This window comes from Streptomyces sp. NPDC051555 (assembly GCF_044454405.1).
In the GTDB taxonomy this organism is placed as follows: Bacteria; Actinomycetota; Actinomycetes; order Streptomycetales; family Streptomycetaceae; genus Streptomyces.
Genome location: NZ_JBITDP010000052.1, coordinates 1 through 17,825, shown reverse-complemented (window position 1 = coordinate 17,825; position 17,825 = coordinate 1). Strand labels below are relative to the sequence as shown.

Sequence of the window (17,825 nt, the reverse complement as noted above, 5' to 3'; positions counted from 1 at the left end):
ATCACCTGTCCCCGCCCCGTTCCCCGGCAGTCCCGCCCGCCGGAAGAGACCTGACCCGGGGCTGGCACAGAGCCCACACGATGAGTTCAGAGAATTCGGTTTCACCCGCGTCCCCTTCGGCCGCAACCTGGCCCCGTCCATGCTCCACCAGCACCACTCCCACCGGGAAGCCGCCGCCCGCATCGCCTGGTGCATCAACAACCGGGCGATCGGCGTGGTCACCGGCGAAGTCGGTTCCGGAAAGACCGTCGCTCTCAAAGGTGCCGTCGCCTCCCTCGACCCGGCCCGGTTCACGGTCATCTACCAGCCCAACCCCGAGGTCGGCATGCGCGGCCTCTACGACCGCATCGTCACCAGCCTCGGCGGGACCCCCAAGTTCCACCTCGCCGCTCTCGCCACCCAGGCATCCGCCGCGCTGGCCGCCGAGGTCGACGAGCGCGGCCGGACGCCGGCCGTCGTGATCGACGAGTCGCACCTGCTCGACCACCAGGAGCTGGACGCGATCCGCATGCTCACCAACTACGACATGGACTCCACGACGCCGTTCGCGGTGTTGCTGATCGGCCAGCCCACCCTGCGCAAACGCATGAAGCACGGCGTCCTGGCGGCCCTGGACCAGCGGATCTCGATCAGCTACCAGATGCCCACGATGACGAAGGAGGAGACCGCCAGCTACATCAAGCACCACCTCACGATCGCCGGACGAGAGGACACCCTGTTCTCCGACGACGCCGTCGAACTCATCCACCTCACCAGCCGCGGCCTGCCCCGCTCAGTCAACAACATCGCCTGGCAGTCCCTCATCGCCGCCTTCACCGAGGAGAAGGGAATCGTCGACGAGTCCTCCACCCGCACCGCCATCACCGAGACCCACGCGACAGAGTGAGCACGAAGCCGACACCGTGTTCACGACGACCCCGGCGGCCTGACGGCCGCCGGGGTCGTTTCATCCCGCCCCGTCGACAACCAGCACGTCGCCTTCATGCTCATCTTCAGCGTCGCTCAACAGGACGGCTGATCAACGAACCAGACGCATCCGTGCAGGTCAGGGATATCCGTTGTTTTTTCGGCGATTACTACGGGGACCCCAAGGAGGCGGACCGGGGCGGGCCGTCACGGCTTTTGCCTCCCGCCCCGGAGCTCAGTCCGGCTGAGGCTACAGCGGGTGCCGTACGGTCCTCACCGGTGGTGGGCGAGGAAGACGCGGGCGCGTTCGTCGAGTTCGGCCGCTACCCGTACGCCGCGGGAGCGGTACGGGCGAAGGTCTGAGCGCAAGGTCCGGACGGACTTGAGGGTACGGGTGGACTTCACCCCGGCCATGGTGTCGATCGCCTGGCCCCAGGTGGTGCACGCCTGCTCGATCTGCCCCTGCTTGGCCTGCTGCTCGGCCTGGGCGACGAGGTCCAGGGCGATGATCCTGGCGTACGTCGTCCCCGGCCGGCTCGCGGCGGCGGTCGCGTAACTGCGGGAAGAGTTGGGCCGGTCGCCGAGCGTCTCGAAGACTTTCGCGCTGCGACTGTGAACGGTGGCGGCGGGCGGGCCCCACACCAGGGCCCAGAACGGGACGTCGTCGTCGGCGCCGGCCACAAGCGCCGCATGGGCATGGTCGACGCCGGTGAGGGCCTGGGGAATCTGGCCGGTCTTGGCGAGGGCGTGCGCGTGGGTGATGGCGAACAGCGCCTCGACCTGGGAGCCGACCCGGCCCTTGGCCCGGTCCCAGCCGGTCTCGGCGAGCGCGAGGCAGTGCTCGGGCCGGTGCAGTTTCATGCCCTGCTGGGACATGGTCCGCATCACGAACCCGTCCTGACCGGGGATGCCCGACTCCCGCGCGAGCGCCAGCGACTGGACGTAGTAGCGCTGTGCCAGCCCCTGTTCCCCGCTGTCGTACGCCTTCCAGCCCGCCAGGTGCGCGCCGGCCGAGGCGACGGACAGCGCCTCGGCGCGGATCTCTTCACTGGCGAAGCGGCCCCGGCACAGGTCCGCGATGTCGGCGACCAGGTACTGCACGAACGCGGAGCGGCCGTGCTGCCCGCCGTGACGCTCGTCCATGTCCATGAAGAGCTTCACCATGTCGCGTACGGCCGCGACGTCGGCGTGCCCGGCGACGGCGCCGCCGCTGACGGTGCGGGTGCGGGCGGCAGCTTCCTGCACGCTCTCCAGCGGCAGCGTCGCGGCGGCCATGGAGTAGGCGGAGGCAGCGAGGAAACGGCGTCGGTTCACGTCTGCGCTCCCAATGGCGGTCAGCGTCTCGAGGGGATCGAAGTCCAGCGTCAGACCGATGCTTTCATCTTCGCCGCCCGTGGGGGAACCTAGTCCGAGATCTTCGCGGGTGATCCGGCGGCCCAGGCGCCGGGAGAGCGCCTCGGCCAGGTATCCGGGGGTCTGGCCGGCCGGCGTCGCGCCGAGGGTCCAGTGGTGGACGGCAGACTTGTTCGTCCCCAGCCGCTGGCCGCTCTCCGACGCGACGGCCTTCACGGCCCGCGCGACACCGTCGTACGGCAGCCCGGACTCGTCGATCAGCGTCTTGAGCTGGTGGTTCGCCGTGCGCTGGGTCATGGCCGACCGCCCTCGTATACCGGATATACGGCTTGGCGCGCCCCGTGCGCTACCCGTGAACTCCCTTGCCTAGTTCACTGATTGAAGAAGCCCGATGACGTTCCGTCAACGGGTTCGCTGAGTGGAAGGGGTTCGCCATGCAGGACCAGAGCCGTCCGTGGGAGTCCGTGTTCGCCGGACCGGAGGTCACCGCCGTGCCCAGTGACACCGCGCGCTTCGACGAGAAGCCGCAGGAGAGCTCGGACCAGGGCCGGTTCGAGGACTGACCGCCTCGCACCGTCCGGCACCACCCGCACTACCGGGGCCCGCGCCCGGCCAAGCGCCGCGCGGGCCCCGACGCATGTCCGAAGGCCGTTACGAGGGGAGTTCAGGGATGCTGACGTTGTCGGCCGATCTGCGGGCCGGTACGGGTCCGTGGCAGTGGTGCGAGCAGGCGGAAGGCTGCTGGGTGCGCGGTGAGGACCGTATCCGGCCGCTGACCAATCCAGCGCTGGAGGCGCGGGCGGTCACCGACGGTACGGCCACGCTGATGGTGGTGCGCGAACGGGCCGCCGGCCGCGCCTCCCTGCTGCGCTCGACGGCGCCGGTGCGGGTGGACGCCGCGGTGTACGCCCGTGCTGTAGAGGAGTGCCGCTCCTGGCCGCTCCAGTCCGTATGGATCGAAGCAGGTCCGGACGGGCTCCGGCTCCAGACCGGACTCGGCGGAGTGTGCCCGCTCTACCTCGCGTACGAGAACGCGCGGCTGACCGGGTCGTGGCAGCTGATGGACCTGAGCGCCCACCAGGCGCCCGGCAAGCTCGATGAGAAGGAGGTGATGCGGCTGCTGACCGGGCACCCCCGGTATGGACACGACACCCTGTTCACCAGCATCAAGCGGCTCTCGGAACGCTCGTCGGCGTACGCGGATGCCGAGGGCCTGCAGCTGGTCTACCCGGCCTCGGCCGAGCACGCCCAGCCCTCCGAACTGTCCGAGGGGACCGACGGCGCGGCCCTGGTGGGGGCGTTCGAGGCGCTCGTCGACCACATCTACGCCCGCCGCCCCCTCACCCCCGCACAGATCGCAGCCCAACTGTCGGGGGGCAAGGACTCCACCAACCTCGCCCTCTCCCTCGCCCTCGCGCACCCGGGCCTCATCACGCCGTGCGCCCTGCTGATCGGCGGCGAGTCCGGGCCGCAGCAGATCGCCCGGCGCCGCATGGTCATCGACCACACCGGCTTCGCCTCCGACGTCACGGTGCCCGCTGCCGAGTACCCGCCGCTCGCCCCGGGCGGCCTGCGCCGGGCCCACCCCGAGGCGATCAGTCCGCTGGACGAGCCTCACCTGGAGGCCGCCGACGCACTCGCCCAGGCCCTGATGGCGCGCGGCATCACCACGGTGGTCGCCGGGTTCGGCGGCGACGAAGTCGCCCGCGTACGACGCCCCGACGGTGGCCCTGTACGCACGCCGGAGTCACCGGCCTGGTGCGGTGAGCGGGTCCGTGACCTGCTCGGCGAGGTGAACACCGGGATCTCCCCGGCCACGGTGGCCCCCGAGACCGCGCTGGTCGCCCTGGAGGTCGCGACGCCGCTGCTGGCCCGCCGGGGCCTGTGGGCTCTCGCCCCGTTCACCGATCCCGACCTGGTCCGCTTCGGGCAGCGCCTCCCGCTGGAGTGGAAGCGGGACAAGCGGCTGTTGACCGAGCGGTTCGCAGCCCGCGGTCTGCCCCACGAGGTGGTGCATCCGGTGCTCCGGGAGAATTTCGGGCACTTGATGAACCGTGCGGTGCACGAGTACAGCAGCGGCCTGCTGCGTAGCTGGGGCAAGGACCTGCACCTGGTCGAGCAGGGATTCCTCGATCCGGCCGTGCTCTCGGAATCCGTCGAGCGGGCGGCCCTCGGCCCCGACGAGGCAGCGCCGTACCGCACCGGGCTGTTCCTGATCACGGCCGTCGAACTGGCTCTGCGGGCCCTGTAGACGCCGCGTCCACCACGCGGGCGAGTTCGGCTCAAAAGGGCCCGGCCGTCCCGGCGGACGCACCAGGATGGGGCGGGTGACACAGTCCTCACCCGCCCCCACGACCACCGGTTCCCCGCAGCAGGTCGGCTATCAGAGCGACCCGCACTTCGAGGACATCGCGAACGCCTCCTGGTGGCGGATGGCCGCCCGGCTGCCCCGTACGCTCGCCGCCGCTGCCCGGCTCGGCTGGGCCGCCGACCGCCCGGCGATGCTCTGGTTGGGCCTGTGCCAGCTGGTCGTCGCCGTCTCCGCAGCAGTCGCGCTCGGTGCCCTGCCCGGCGCGATGAACCACCTCTTCGCCGGCGGCGCAGTCGCCGACCGGGTGAGCGCGGCCACGCCCGCGCTGATCGTGGTCGCCGTCGCCACCGGCGTGCGGGCCGGGGCCGACGCGCTCGCCGTGTACGCCTCCGCCCGGCTCTCGCCGGAGGTCGCCACCGAGGCCGATCTCCAGATCCTGGCCGCCGCGCCGGAGGTGGAGCTGGAGGCGTACGACCGGCCCGGCTTCACCGACCGCCTCCAAGCCGCGGGCAAGGGCGCCGAGGCGACCGAGAACCTGATCGGCGACGCCCAGGCCCTGATCTCCGCCCTCGCCCAGCTCACCGCCGCGGCCTCGGTTCTGACGATCCTGCACCCCCTGCTGCTGCCTCTGCTCGTGCTGGCTGTGGTCCCCAAGGGCGCCGCCGCCATCACCACCGCGAGGATTCAGCACCGGGCGGACTACCAGAACATCTCGGACAACCACCTGCGCTACCTGCTGCGGTACTACTCCACCGACCGCCGCACCGCCGCCGAAGTCCGCGCCACCACCATGGCCACCTTCCTGACGACCTGGTACCGCCAGATCACCAACCGGATCAAGGCCACCCACCGCGCGGCGGCTCCGCGGGTTCTGCGGGTCACACTGCTCGGCTCGGCCGTCAGCGGGCTGATGCTCGGGGCGACCTGGGTCGCGCTCGGCTGGCTCGCGGCCACCGGGCGGATGGACCTGGCCATCGCGGCGACCGCCGTCATCGCCGTACGTACCTCGACCGGCGCGTTGACCTCCCTGGTCATGGCCGCAGCCCGCCTCTTCCGCACGTCGCTGTACCTCGACGACTGGCAGGCGTTCCTGCGCCGGGCGAAGGCCCTGCGCGCCGTACGCGGCACCACGCCGATCCCGGCCGGAGCCCCCGCCGAGATCCGCGCCGAGAACGTCACCTACACCTACCCGGGCGCCGATGTCCCGGCGGTCGACGGCGTCAGCCTCACGCTCCGACGCGGCGAGCTGATCGCGCTGGTGGGCGAGAACGGCTCGGGGAAGACCACGCTGTCCGCCCTGCTCACCGGGCTGCGCGTCGCGAACACCGGTGGCACGGTGACCTGGGACGGCACCGACCTTGCCGAAGCGGACCCGCACAGCGTGTGGTCCAAGGTCGGCCTGGTCCCGCAGGACTACACCCGCTGGCCCATGGACCTGCGCGCCAACATCCACCTCGGCCAGCCCCGCACCGAAGACGACGCCCTGCTGTTGGACGCGGCGAAGGCGGCCGGCGCGGACAGCGTCATCAACAAGGTCCCGTACGGCCTCGACACCCTGGTCGCCAGCTCCAACTGGGGCGGCACCGACCTGTCCGGGGGGCAGTGGCAGCGCATCGCGGTCGCCCGAGCGTTCTACAGGGACGCCGCGATGCTGATGTTGGACGAGCCCACCAGCGCGATGGACCCGCGGGCCGAGCACCTGGTGATCCGCCGCTTCAAGGAACTCGCCGCGGGCAAGTCCGCCGTGTTCGTGACGCACAACCTGGAGAACGCCCGCATCGCCGACCGCATCATCGTCCTCGACCAGGGCCGCGTTGCCGAGTCCGACACGTTCGAGGCGCTCCTGGACGCGGGCGGAATCTTCGCCGAGCTGTACAAACTCTCCCAGGACCGGTGAGAAATCCGGCTACGCTGACCGGACCGTCGGCCCCGGTACTGCCCTCCCCCCGTGGGGCAGTACCGGGGCCGATCCGGCTTGCGGGGCTGTCACTCGTCCCCGCCGTCAGCTCAGCTCGGAGCGCCAACTGACTCGCCTTGTGGACTGCGCGGGCCGGGCACCGTGGCCGTGGCGGCGAGGTCCAGGTCGAGACGGCTGTTCATATCCAGTTCGAATCTTCCGTACGGATTCACGTGGGTCCAGAACAGCGGCGACAGCCCCCGCCGGTCCGCTTCGGTGAGTGTGTCCGCCCACTTCGGGTCGGCCAGAACCTGCTGTACAAGCAAGGTATTCACATGCACGAGACTGCTCTGCAAAAGGTGCAGGGCGAGCATCGAGACCTCTTGGCTCTCTTTGTCCGCACCCGTCAGGTCGCCGTCCTTGCCGTAGAACAGGTCGGAGTTCGCCGAGTTCCAGTTCTCCACCACCTGCAAGCCCTCGCCGATCTCCTTGCGCATCTCCGCATCCGAGAGGTAGTCGCAGATGAACGCCGTGCGCACCACGCGCCCCAGCTCCTCGATCGCCTGGTAGGTCGGGTGCTTGGGGCCGCCCTTGGTGAAGCGGCGCAGGACCTGCTCGGCCTCGGCGGTGCCCAGCCGCAGGGCGGTGGTGTACTTCACGATCTGGTCGTACTGCTGGGAGATCAGTTCCCAGTCGATCGTGCGGGTGGAGAGCACCGGAGCCAGGTGCGGCCAGTTCTTGTCCTCGCCCGCCGCCGGCCGGTACAGCCGGGCCCGCCCGATGTTCTTCAGCCGGGGCATCAGCTTGAAGTCCAGCATGTGCGCGAACGCGAACCCGACGATCGAGGCGCCGTGGGTGTCGGTGTACTGCCGGTCGACCTCCATGTCGGTGCAGTGCCGCAGCACGCCCTCGATCATCGCGGCGACCTCGGAGGCCGAACAGGACTTCAGTTGACTGTAGATGCACACCGATTTTCGTTCCACATGCCAATAAATCATGACTCCCGGTCCCCGGTACCGCTGGTGCCACTCCGTCATGAAGTTGGACGACCACGCGCCGAACTTGCGGCTGTCGGAGGCGCACGCCGTCCCGCTGCCCCACCACATCTCGTCGCGGGCCGCGAAGGTGGCGTTGACCAGCTTCACCAGAGCCGCACGCATGTTGGCCCGGTTCACGAACAGGTGCCGCACCCGGCGGAGCGTCGCCTCGCTCTCACCGTGCTTGCCGGTCACCGCGACACGCTTGATCCCCATGTTCGTGCCCAGTCCGAACAGAACCAACAGCAGCCTTCTCCGGAGCACCTCCCGGGACAGGTTCTCGCGGGTGGCCACCGTGGTGAACTCGGCGATGAAGTCGGTGTCGAACTCCGCGTACTTCAGGATGTCCAGCAGGTCGATGGTGCCCCAGCGCTGTTCGATCTCCCCCTTCACCGCGACCAGATTCTCCGGCTCCTCCTGCTTGGGCCGCGGCGAGACCTTGATCCATCCCTCGCCGTTCTTCTTGACGATCGCCACCCCGCCCGTGGTCTCCTGCGCGAGCGCGGCCTCGAACCGGTCCAGGGCCTCGCGGTGCGTCCTCTGCAACTCCGCGATGAACTTCGCCGGGTCCTGGGGCTTTGGGATCGCGTCGTAGTGCACGTCCCGGTTGTCCTCGAAATCCTGCGGCAGGTCGTCCTCCGGATTGCGCCACCGGTTTGCCCCCACCACCCAGATCTCCCGGCGCCGCAATGCCTCGCGCAGGGACACCAGCACGCACAACTCGTAGGGGATGCGCTCCACACGGCCCTTGTCGTCCACCACCGCCGCCCGCCACTGATCGGGCACCACCCCTTCCAGCGGCACGGCCTCCGCCGCGTCGAAGAACGCACCCTCCTTCAGCGGCTGCTCCAGGTACCGCTGGAGCAGGTCGATGGCGTCCATCACCGGCCGGTAGGCGGTGTTGTTGCACTTGAGCGTCAACGCCTTCAACAGCGGGGTGAGCATCCGGCGCCAGTGCGCCGAGTACGCGGAGCGCAGCACGGTGCGGATACGCGCCTTGTACTTGGCCTCGTTCGCCGCGGCCTCCGCCGCGAGGGCCTTGAGCGTCTTCTCCCCGCCGACCACCGGGTAGATCACCCTGCGGACCGTGCCCGACGGCTCGGACAAGGCCGCCTCGGCGACCCGCAACATCATCGCCTCCTTGCCCCGCACCTTCTTCAGCTCGCCCGTCAGCTCCTTGTCGACCTTCTTCTCCGCCCGGGTGTTGATCTTCAGCACCAGCTGGATGAACAACTCCACCAGCGAGTCCGTGATCTCGGTGTGCCGCACATGGCACAGCGCGGCCAGCAGCGTCAGGCGCATCGGCGGCTTCATCCGCTCCAGGTTCGCCGGGTACTCCTTTGCCGCCCGCGCCCGCCAGGCGTCCACTTGCTTCTCCGACACGTCCGCGAACAGGTCGGCCGGAAGATCCAGCTTCCGCACCCGCTCGAGCTTGTCCACCTCCGCGAACAAGCTCTCCAGCCCCGGGGCTCCCGGGTCGGCCTTGAGCTCGGTGAAGAACGACCGGCCGCCCCCGGCCACCGCCTGGTCCTCAGCCGTCTCGTCGCCGTCCGCACTGCCCGCGACCAGGTCCTCCAGCCGCGAGCGGGTCGCGTGGGACAGCCGGTCCACGGTGGTACGGCAGAACCGCGTATCGAAGTCCCTGGCCGCCTTGCCCACCAAGCGCCGGACCTTGGCCGGGGCCGGTGGCTCGACGAAGTCGTTGCGGCAGCGGGCCACGACCGCCTCCGCCAGCCGGTCACGCGACAGTTCCACCCCGCACAGCTCGGCTGTCAGCCACTCGGCCAGCCGCTCCTGGTCCTCCTCTGTACCCGCCCGGAACCCGAAGGCTTTACGGATCTCCTTGCGGTGGCGCTTGATCCGGTCGCCCTGCCAGTCGTACGCCGCCCACTGGTCCGCCGGCACCTTCACCTGCTGGGCCACGTAACCCACCGCGGCGGCCGGGACTTCCCTGTCGGTCTCCGGGAAGCGGGCCTCCACCTCGAAGAACTTCAGCAGCATCGCGAAGCCCAGCCGGTTCGCCCCCGACTTATTCCGCAGCCGCTTCATGTCGTCTTCGAGCAGCGTCCAGACCTCGATGAGGTCCTCCGGCTCCCAGTCCTGCCGCACCCGTGCACTCCTTGCTCCGAATCAGATGATCACCACAGCGTGGCGACCTGCCGGTAGGAGCGAAGCGAATAGATCCAATCCGTTGCCAAAGGGTTACTCAGTGCTACTCGCCACTTGGCGGCAGCTATACGAGAACTGGGCCGTGTTGGAGGGCGTCCGCCGGCTCCGGCCGCCCGGTTACGCGCGCGACCTCCTGGCGGGCGATGTGCAGGCGCTCGACCCGGGTGGTGAGCTGCATGATCGTGTTGGCGAGAGCCCGGATCTCCCTCTCGGCAGCCTCCAGGGCACCAACTTCGTCCCGGTAGGCGTCTTCGAGGCTCTTCGCGGATGCGTCCACGGGTGATTCCCTACGGTGGGTGCGGGGGTGGATCTCTCGCACCCTACCGACCGCAAGCTGGTGTTCATGACCGAATACCCACGTACGGGTGGGCGGCCGCCCACAGCTGCTACACCAGCTGTTCCGCACCCCGGTACGGGGGTCTCCGCGAGAGGCCAGCCGCCGTTCTGGTGGGGAGGCGTCATTGAACTCCTTCCCTGGCAGGGGCTACCCGGTCTGCGTCGCCGACGAGCCCGCGCTCCGGTCGCCTTCACGAGCCCGGCGTCGAGGAGGGCACTCACCTGGTGGAGGGGCCAGGACCCCGGCGGTGTGATCGCCGGGGTCTTCTCGTGTTCCGGGTTCGGCAGGTCACGCGGCCGGAGCTGCAGGCGGGAGTTCGGTGTCGAGCCAGGTGATGAAGTCCAGCGCGGAGCCGCCGAAGTGCTCACGGACACGGGCCATGATGGCCCGCAGTTCATGTCCTGGCACGAACGGATGGGTGGTGGTCTCGCCGCAGCCGCACGCGCAGTCGCGGGTGCGGAAGGCCGCCTCCTCAGGGAGGTCCCCGTACCTGATGCTGTTGCGTGATTCGTTGGCGAGCGGGTCGGGCTGATTGATGTACGTGTCGTACAGAGGGTGGCCCGGTCCAAGGAGGTCCGTCTCCAGGGCCTTCTTCAGACCCCGGTCGGTCAGGTGCTCGGTGACGGCGGTGATCTCGCCGACGGCGCGCACGAGTCCCTCGCCGACGATGAGGACGAACCGCTCCCGGCTGATGATCCTCATGTCGAGCCGCCACACCCCACGTCCGGCTTCCATCGCCTCCTCCTCGGTCATGCGCGGGAAGTATCCGATCGCCGTCCGTTGGAGCACGTCGGTGGTGGTCTGTTCGTAGTTGCCGAGCCTGATGCGTACTGCCATGGCCCCTCACCAACTTTCTTGTCCGCTGCCCCATCCGATGCGCTGAACTTTGGGCGGCTGCCCATGCTAAGTAAAACCCCGTCTGGGGAGGGGCACAATTCGATGTTTTGCTTCGGGTACCTGAAGGCCCGCCGGGCGGGTGAGAAGCAGCACCTCGCTGGCATCCGTGCTCAAGGTCACCTGCCCCGGATGCTGGGGACGGTGCGGACGTGACCGAGATGTAGGCGTGTCGTGGAGCACAACGGCCTTCCTCCATCCGTGCGCCGATACCGGGCCTGCGCGTCCCGTGGTCGTGGAAGACTTGCCGTACCTCAAGTTCCCGGCGAAGGGCACAGAATGACGGACGGACCCTCCGTGTACGACCTGTTGGCCGGCACCAGCGAGGAGAAGAACCTTGCCGAAGACCTCGCTGGGGTCGTTGACTTCCTCAGCCGTTTCCTCGGTGCTGCTGAGGACGGGAACTGGTACTACGCCAACCAGACGGCCGACCAGCTGCGTGACAGCGTCGAGAAGTTCCAGCGGCGCCTGACGGAAATCGTTCGCGACGGCCGTGGCGACATCGAGCGCGACGAGGACGGCCGGGTCGTCCGCCGCTTCGCCGCTCCTGACGCCGACGGGAAGCGGGTCCACCAGGCCGCCACCGCGTTCGTGCAGTCCTACGCGGCCGGGCGGGCCCTGTTCCCGATCGACGGTCTGGAGGACGAGCAGGTCAAGGCCCAGCTCCTCGCAGACCTGAAGCGAGACGCTGACCTGCGTGCCGCGCTGAACGCCGGTGACGCCGCAGAGCTCTCCCGCCTCACCGGCCGCGAAGTCACGATCGTGCAGGGCCCCGATGGCGGTCGCTAACCGCTCGGGCCGCCTCCGGCGGCTGGCCGGCACGCTCACGGGCCAGTTCGGTCTGCCCTGGGGGCCTACCGCGATCGAGGCCCGGTATGACGAGGGCCGCCGCGAGTGGAGCTTCGCGTGGCCGGACGGCCCCACCGTGGCGCAGGTGCGGCGCGCCGCCAAGTCAACCGAACCCGAGGCGGCCGAAGGCTTGCTGTACGAGCGGACGCTGTCGAAGGAGACCTACGCTCTCGGGGTCCTGCGCATGACGGTGGCCGCCGCCCCGGCCGACAAGGACTTCCAGAGCCCCGGAATTCACCCCTTCGAGTCGAGAAGTTCTTCGAGAGGACGAAGAGCCCCAAGGCCCACGGGCGCGAGTCGGCGATCGTGGCTAACATCGTCGCGCAGTCCAAGGCCTCCGGCGGCCCTGGATGGGGCGGGGAATCTCAGGTGATCTGCGACTACGTCGCGAAGAAGGGGATCGCCGCGTTCCTCACTGACGTCGAACTGACCCCGATCGAGGCCCTGACCGCGCACTACGCCAGCGGTGAGGCCGAGCGGGCGTGGCGCCGGCGAATGGTCCCGCTGACCCCGCTGGAGGCGTTCAGCACCGCGCAGGCGGATGAGCAGCCACCCTCGGCCACCGTGGAGGCCGCGCTCACACTCCTGCCCGAGCTGCACGCGGCGCTCGACGCCGCGGCGGTCCGGCTTCGTGCCCGTGCGGCCCACCACCCGGTGACGCAGGCTTGAGGGGAGAGCGGGTTGAGCAGGTTCGGACAGTGGCTGGCCTCCTTCCCGGGGGAGGAATCTGCGGTCGGGAATCTCGCGCGGGACGCCGCAGCGGATCCCCTCTGGCCGGACGGGCCTGACGAGATCGCCGTCTTCCGGGAACACCTGGAGGAACTCGGTGCCATGGAGGCTGTCCTGGAGACGCTGCAGCGAGCCTGGGAGCAGTACGAGGTGTGGATTTGAAGCGCCGACGTGCGAAAGCGGGGAAAGCGCGCCGCCGGTTGAGTCCGCCGCGGCCGCCGGGTCCGCGCTGCCCGCGGTGCCCCTCGACGTACGTGCGGGTGTGGGTGCCCGGCCCCCAGGTCGAGGTCTTGGTGGACGTGGCCCGGCCGGGGGCCGGGGTACTGGAGGCCCAGGTCCACGCCGACGACCTTCCGCACGCCGGGCAGCAGTTGATGGCGATGTGCGCGCTGTGCGAGGCGGATCTGGGTTACCGCCCGCGTCAGCACGGCCGGCCCGCCTACGCCGCGGCGGTGACGGCGATCGAGGAGGGGCCCTGGCCTCGGGCGCGGGACTGGCAGGTCGCCGATCTGGACACGGACTTCTTTGCGACCGCGCTGCAGCAGCGGATCGACGCGTACGGCGAGGAGCTGACGGGCGAGCCGGGGTACGGGTACGGGCGCTCCCGGGTGTACGACCTGCCGGGCCGGGGCGCTCCCGAACGTGGTCAAGAAGTTGACCACGAACCGTCAGACCTGGTGGCGGATGAGGGTGGTCAACGCGTTGACCACCCTCCGAGCGTGGAGGAGGCGGTCCAGGCGGTGTTGGCCGCGCGCGCGGCTCAGGCGGCGGCGTTGAAGGTGCTGGGGGTGGCGCTGCGGGCGGAGTACGTGCCGGGCGGCGGGCGGGACCTGTCGCGGCGGGCGGCGCCCGCAATGTCGCGCCCGCTGGTGCTGCGAGCGCTCGCCGGAGTTCTTGAGGAGCAGGCCGAATAAGTTCTCTTCCGGGCATTCTCCATATCATCCCGCAGGAGCTTCGGGCCACCTTCGGTTAATTCCATGATTTCTCCCTCCCGAGCGCCTCGAAGCGGATATGGTCGTCTCGCTAGGCCCTCTGCTGCGTGGCGCTTTGGGTGGTGCCCCTGGACAGGCAACTCGGGAATTCAGACACCCGGGCGCCACCACCAGGGGTACGCATCCGGTGTGCTCCGAAGAGGAGGAAGGGCATCCATGGATGCCGAGCACGAGGCGAGCGGTGGTCGACGGCGGGATCGGTGGAAGCGGGTACGGACCCGTAGCCACCGGGCAGTTCGCGCCGCGACTCCGTACGTGGAGCTGCTCGCCGCCGTCACGACGCTGGTCGTGACGCTCCGGTAGCTGGCCGGGCCCGTATACGCCGGGCCCGGCCAGCCGTCCGGGGGGTGAGGTCCGTCGCGGTTGTCCGCGGCGGACCTTCGCCGTTACGAGCAGGGCGTAACGCGCGCTCACTCGTGCGCTGTGACACATCAGAGCTTACAGGCCAGCATAAGCAGGGGCCTGCTTATGCTGGAAACTAAGCTCGGCGGATTCTTATGTGGTGAATCCATATCCACGTTTTCGGTGGTTATTTGGTTCGTGATCGTACGTTCGCGGTGTTCCTGGAATATGTAATCGGTGTTCCGTGGGGGTCGGTTTGGTCCACCGTGTCTCCAGTAGGCGTTCTGCGGGCCGTACAGCGCCTCGCCGTGCGCGCATCGCCTGCTCGGAGGGAGGTCACCTACTAACGGTAGTAGGTGATACGTCAGCTCCCCCGGCGCTGCCGGCGCCGCGGCCCTGCGGGCGACCACCCCGTAACGTTGTGGGGTGGTCGCCCGCGGGGCCGCACCGGGACGTCGATTCTGGCAGCGACTGCCAGAATATCGACCCACAGAACGGTGCTGTGTACGGCCGAACGCAGAGCTGGCAGAGTGATGGGATCTCCGTCGCGCGAGAGGCTGCCAGCGGGCCACGTGCGGCTTCGGCGGCTTCTGGAACCCAGCCAAGGCCGTCGCGCTCCCCTGTCGGCGGCCCGCTACACCCTCGTCCGGCTTGGTGCCGCGCACTAAGGGCGCGCTCGCTGGGGTTAGGCCGCCGCGCGACGGCGCGGCGGCAGGGTGTCCAGGAGCGCCCAGACCCTGCGGCCTTCGTCGGAGGCCTCGGTGCCGCAGGACGTGGTGCCGTCGACGGCGGCGAGCTCGGCCAACAGCTCACCCTCGGGTTCGGCGGCCGTGTGGGAGAGGACGACGATCAGGACCATGCCGTTCTGGTCGGCGAGGTGCACACTGATCCGCTTGCCCTCGTCGGCGACGGTCGCACCCACCAGCAGGCGAACGACGGTGTCCACCGCGACGTCCTCGGGCCGGGCGTAGCCCCAGCTGCGTACCGTGGCGGTGACCTTGTCGACGGCCTTCTTCGCGGCCCAACGGTCCCCGGTAAAAGCCCAGTTCGCGACGCGGCGGTTCCGGACCTCCATCCGGGTGGACGCGGCCAGCGGCCGGGACTCCCCCAGACCGGGCGGGATCAGCGACTTCGTCGGCGGCTTGCTCGGGTTGTCCGGTACGGGTGTGGACGGCGGGGCCGGCCGGTCCGGGTACACCGGGCGCGGCTGGGGGGACGGTGTCCTGGGCGGGTAGTCCGGCCGGTGCCTCGACTCCGTCGACTCGCTCACCGGGTTCTCCTCGCCTTGACCGATCTTCACTGCCCATCCTGGCACTGTTCACCGCGTCACGGGAGACCTTCGGGCCAATCCGCCCCCTCCCCGGAGAACGGCCCCCAGGCTTCCTCATAATGTTTGTTATGTGGATCGCTAGAACGGCTTCTGCGGGGGAGTCCGACGGGCGCGAGGATCGGTCAAGCGCTACGCTGCCCGATCATGGGCGAAGGCGAACTGGAGATCATCACACAAGGCGGAGCGCAGCTCGCCATCCCGGCCGGGCCGAGAGCGGAGGCGTCCTTCCTCGCGGCCCGCGCGCGGCTCGGGAGCGTACGGCCGCGCGACGCGCGCACCCGGCGCCTCGGTGAGCCGAGATACCGCATGGACCTCCTCGCGGAGCTGTGCGACGAGGAGACCACCGTCGAGGTGATGCACTGGCTCACCAACACCCGGATCGGGTCCGACCAGTCGGCGCGGGACTACGCGGACGACCTGCGGCACTGGGCAGCCGTGGTCCGCGAGGAGCTAGGCGTCTTCCCCATGTCCTTCCGGGACATCAGCCCTGAGCTGGTGCGCGTGTGGCGCCTCGCGGAGGAGTCCCGCGTGCGCGCCGACGGTTCCCGCCGCATCTCCGACCGTACGATCCTGCGCCGCCTGTCGACGGTGTCCTCCCTGTACGCGTACGCCCGTTGGCGGACCGGCGACAAGACGATCATCTCGCCCGTGGCGAAGTTCGACCGGCCACAGATCGACCCGAGGGACGAGTCGACAGCGACACCCATTCTGGAGAAGGAGGAGTTGCAGGAGTTCATCTCGGCGGCACGCACTGCCCGGGAGGCATTCGTCCCGGCGGTGATCTACACGTTCGCCGGGCGGGTCACCGAGTGCTGCACGACCCGGCTGGAGAGATCCGAGCGGCGTGCTGGGCGCCGTCACCTGGACGTGCTCCGCAAGCGGTCCAAGGGCCGCATGTGGGGTGTGCCGGACGGGTTGGAGCAGCTGGCCGACGTCGTCCTCGACGGCCGGCTTTCTGGGGCGCTGATGCTGGATGACCAGGGGCGGGAGATGGACCGGCACGCGGTCAACGACCTCCTCGCGCGGCTCGGGAAGCGGGCCGGGGTCATGGACGGCCGGGACGTCACCGCGCACGTCCTGCGGGCGTCGTGCCTGACCCACAAGCACGACGAGGGCACCTCTTTGGAGGAGATTCAGGAGTTCGCCGACCACGTCCACATCGAGACCACCAGACGTTACATCCGGCGCCGGATGGACCAGGTCGCCCGGCTCGCACAGGCCGACGAGGCAATGGCGACGGTCCTCCCGGCCGTTGCCCACTGGCTCCCATCGGTAGCCTGAACCGCGCCGCGGCAGCACCTGTCGGCGGCTGACAGACGTAACCGTTTGGGCTGAGGGGGCGGGCGGGGGCCTGGCCGAGGCCACCGTTCAAGTCGTGGCCGATGCGGGGACGAGGCTTCGGCGTGGGCGTAGACCGCCGGAGTCCTCCAGCTCACCGACCTGATCGGCCCCGAGCCGAGGGCAGCATTCACGGCAGGAAGGCACATGGCACGCCCTTCCGAACGCTGGCGAGATAGTCGCGGTGCTGGCGTGACGCCGCCAAAGAGACGTGTGTTTTGGGCCAAGATTGCCATACGCCTTGCGGCGGTTCGGTAGGTCCCGATGCTTTGGAGAATGGGCCGTACGAAACAGCCGCAGTACCGCACCACCAACTTCAAGATGGCGATTCGCAGCCGCCGCTGGACCAACCCAGTGGTCATCGAGCGCTGGGCGCAGGCTCGCGCGGAGCTTGCGGAGATTGACCATGATCCCGCGCTACTCACGGTGGATCTGCCGTCGCGGACGCTCGACCGGTGGATGACCGGGGAGGTCTCCGAAGCCGGGCCTCGAGAGCCGTCTCGCCGCATCCTGGAACATCTTCTCCAGGCCCCTGTGGAGTGGCTGTTCCGCACGTACGACGAAGCCGAGTATCTACCGGAATCCGGCGCCGCACCGGTGCCTTCGCTGGTGGGCTGGGACAGTCCGACCGCCATCCTGCGCGATGCGCGGGAGGTGACCGCGTCGAACACGGACCCGGAGATGTTGACGCTGGCGCGCGACTCGATCGCGGCCATCGTGAGCCGTTACGAGTTGGGCGGTCCTCATCAGCTCGCGGGCGAGGCACGGATGCTGCGCAGGATGCTGGGGGTCCTGTTGCGCGGGCGTCAGAGCCTGGCGCAACGTCAGCAGCTGTACTCCCTTGCGTCCCAGGCGGCTGGTCTCCTGGCGTACATGGCGGTCAATGCGGGCGAGGAGCAGGTCGCCGCCGCTCTGTGCACGGAGGCGGACGAGTACGCTCAGGAGGCCGGGGAGACGTGGTTGCGGATGTGGGTGGCCGGAACACGCGCCCTGAACTTCTACTACGCGAAGAAGTACACGGCCTCCGACGCAGTCGCCGCGGCTGGCATTGCGCTGGCGCCGCGGGATCCGCAGGCCATCCGGCTGATGGCCAACGGCAGGGCCCGGGCCCTGGCCCGCCTCGGATACGGCAGAGAGGCGCACCGCGTGATCCAGGATGCCCTTCAGCTCAGTGACGAACAGGCGGCGCTGCCAGCCGGGCTCACCTCCTGTATCAGCTTCGAGCCCTACAGCCGGGCCCGCACCGCCCTCTCTGTCAAAGTGGCTCAAGCCAGGCATACTGGATGATTCATTGAGTCGAGGGCGGAGAAGGAGTAGTGCCCCAGGTGGCCAGTACCAACG

Annotated in this window: 16 protein-coding genes; 11 read left to right on the top strand and 5 right to left on the bottom strand. The window is 69.3% G+C overall.

Annotation, left to right across the window (positions count from 1 at the left end):
* Positions 1-139: 139 nt before the first annotated feature.
* On the top strand, positions 140-886 hold the full coding sequence (locus ACIBEA_RS42775; protein ID WP_399269667.1) for an ExeA family protein: 747 nt from the start codon (positions 140-142) through the stop codon (positions 884-886).
* A gap of 293 nt (positions 887-1,179) precedes the next feature.
* Here ACIBEA_RS42775 and ACIBEA_RS42770 read toward each other — a convergent pair whose 3' ends face one another.
* Entirely contained in the window at positions 1,180-2,556 is a 1,377-nt protein-coding gene (locus ACIBEA_RS42770) for a hypothetical protein (RefSeq protein WP_399269665.1), read from the bottom strand.
* A 137-nt stretch (positions 2,557-2,693) separates the two neighbouring features.
* Between ACIBEA_RS42770 and ACIBEA_RS42765 the strand changes: the two genes are divergently transcribed.
* From ACIBEA_RS42765 to ACIBEA_RS42755, 3 genes are all read left to right on the top strand, one after another.
* Positions 2,694-2,822: a hypothetical protein gene (locus ACIBEA_RS42765; RefSeq protein ID WP_399269663.1), complete on the top strand. Its 129-nt coding sequence runs from the start codon at positions 2,694-2,696 to the stop codon at positions 2,820-2,822.
* Positions 2,823-2,929: 107 nt separating this feature from the next.
* Positions 2,930-4,510, top strand: coding sequence for a hypothetical protein (locus tag ACIBEA_RS42760; protein ID WP_399269661.1), 1,581 nt, complete (start codon positions 2,930-2,932; stop codon positions 4,508-4,510).
* A gap of 76 nt (positions 4,511-4,586) precedes the next feature.
* Complete coding sequence (locus tag ACIBEA_RS42755) at positions 4,587-6,467, top strand: ATP-binding cassette domain-containing protein (RefSeq protein WP_399269659.1); 1,881 nt, start codon at positions 4,587-4,589, stop codon at positions 6,465-6,467.
* A 110-nt stretch (positions 6,468-6,577) separates the two neighbouring features.
* Here the strand turns inward: ACIBEA_RS42755 and ACIBEA_RS42750 are convergent, their stop codons facing one another.
* The 3 genes from ACIBEA_RS42750 to ACIBEA_RS42740 form a co-directional block, all read right to left on the bottom strand.
* Positions 6,578-9,613, bottom strand: a complete 3,036-nt coding sequence (locus ACIBEA_RS42750) for a Tn3 family transposase (RefSeq protein ID WP_399269657.1) — start codon at positions 9,611-9,613, stop codon at positions 6,578-6,580.
* Positions 9,614-9,737: 124 nt separating this feature from the next.
* The gene (locus ACIBEA_RS42745) at positions 9,738-9,950 is read right to left on the bottom strand and encodes a hypothetical protein (protein WP_399269655.1); all 213 of its coding nucleotides are present in this window, start codon (positions 9,948-9,950) and stop codon (positions 9,738-9,740) included.
* Between the two features lie 348 nt (positions 9,951-10,298).
* Positions 10,299-10,847 (bottom strand): hypothetical protein, encoded by a 549-nt coding sequence (locus tag ACIBEA_RS42740; protein ID WP_399269653.1) that lies wholly within the window; start codon positions 10,845-10,847, stop codon positions 10,299-10,301.
* Positions 10,848-11,183: 336 nt separating this feature from the next.
* Here ACIBEA_RS42740 and ACIBEA_RS42735 point away from each other — a divergent pair, with 336 nt between their 5' ends.
* From ACIBEA_RS42735 to ACIBEA_RS42715, 5 genes are all read left to right on the top strand, one after another.
* On the top strand, positions 11,184-11,693 hold the full coding sequence (locus ACIBEA_RS42735) for a hypothetical protein (RefSeq protein ID WP_399269651.1): 510 nt from the start codon (positions 11,184-11,186) through the stop codon (positions 11,691-11,693).
* 366 nt (positions 11,694-12,059) lie between these two features.
* Positions 12,060-12,422: a hypothetical protein gene (locus ACIBEA_RS42730; protein WP_399269650.1), complete on the top strand. Its 363-nt coding sequence runs from the start codon at positions 12,060-12,062 to the stop codon at positions 12,420-12,422.
* A 12-nt stretch (positions 12,423-12,434) separates the two neighbouring features.
* Complete coding sequence (locus tag ACIBEA_RS42725) at positions 12,435-12,644, top strand: YozE family protein (protein WP_399269648.1); 210 nt, start codon at positions 12,435-12,437, stop codon at positions 12,642-12,644.
* Between the two features lie 104 nt (positions 12,645-12,748).
* Positions 12,749-13,396: a hypothetical protein gene (locus ACIBEA_RS42720; protein WP_399269646.1), complete on the top strand. Its 648-nt coding sequence runs from the start codon at positions 12,749-12,751 to the stop codon at positions 13,394-13,396.
* A gap of 234 nt (positions 13,397-13,630) precedes the next feature.
* On the top strand, positions 13,631-13,777 hold the full coding sequence (locus tag ACIBEA_RS42715) for a hypothetical protein (protein WP_399269644.1): 147 nt from the start codon (positions 13,631-13,633) through the stop codon (positions 13,775-13,777).
* A 724-nt stretch (positions 13,778-14,501) separates the two neighbouring features.
* Here the strand turns inward: ACIBEA_RS42715 and ACIBEA_RS42710 are convergent.
* On the bottom strand, positions 14,502-15,086 hold the full coding sequence (locus ACIBEA_RS42710; protein ID WP_399269642.1) for a hypothetical protein: 585 nt from the start codon (positions 15,084-15,086) through the stop codon (positions 14,502-14,504).
* Between the two features lie 204 nt (positions 15,087-15,290).
* Between ACIBEA_RS42710 and ACIBEA_RS42705 the strand changes: the two genes are divergently transcribed.
* Both ACIBEA_RS42705 and ACIBEA_RS42700 read left to right on the top strand, forming a co-directional pair.
* Complete coding sequence (locus ACIBEA_RS42705) at positions 15,291-16,427, top strand: tyrosine-type recombinase/integrase (protein WP_399269640.1); 1,137 nt, start codon at positions 15,291-15,293, stop codon at positions 16,425-16,427.
* Positions 16,428-16,760: 333 nt separating this feature from the next.
* Positions 16,761-17,771 carry a hypothetical protein gene (locus ACIBEA_RS42700; RefSeq protein WP_399269638.1) on the top strand — a complete coding sequence of 337 codons (1,011 nt, stop codon included), beginning with the start codon at positions 16,761-16,763 and terminating at the stop codon, positions 17,769-17,771.
* The last annotated feature ends 54 nt before the right edge of the window (positions 17,772-17,825 follow it).

Bases quoted from the DNA above. Each gene is read 5' to 3' on its own strand.
- ACIBEA_RS42740 (WP_399269653.1), bottom strand. From the start codon at position 10,847: ATGGCAGTACGCATCAGGCTCGGCAACTACGAACAGACCACCACCGAC.
- ACIBEA_RS42775 (WP_399269667.1), top strand. From the start codon at position 140: ATGCTCCACCAGCACCACTCCCACCGGGAAGCCGCCGCCCGCATCGCC.
- ACIBEA_RS42765 (WP_399269663.1), top strand. From the start codon at position 2,694: ATGCAGGACCAGAGCCGTCCGTGGGAGTCCGTGTTCGCCGGACCGGAG.
- ACIBEA_RS42715 (WP_399269644.1), top strand. From the start codon at position 13,631: ATGGATGCCGAGCACGAGGCGAGCGGTGGTCGACGGCGGGATCGGTGG.
- ACIBEA_RS42700 (WP_399269638.1), top strand. From the start codon at position 16,761: ATGGGCCGTACGAAACAGCCGCAGTACCGCACCACCAACTTCAAGATG.
- ACIBEA_RS42760 (WP_399269661.1), top strand. From the start codon at position 2,930: ATGCTGACGTTGTCGGCCGATCTGCGGGCCGGTACGGGTCCGTGGCAG.
- ACIBEA_RS42770 (WP_399269665.1), bottom strand. From the start codon at position 2,556: ATGACCCAGCGCACGGCGAACCACCAGCTCAAGACGCTGATCGACGAG.
- ACIBEA_RS42735 (WP_399269651.1), top strand. From the start codon at position 11,184: ATGACGGACGGACCCTCCGTGTACGACCTGTTGGCCGGCACCAGCGAG.
- ACIBEA_RS42705 (WP_399269640.1), top strand. From the start codon at position 15,291: ATGGGCGAAGGCGAACTGGAGATCATCACACAAGGCGGAGCGCAGCTC.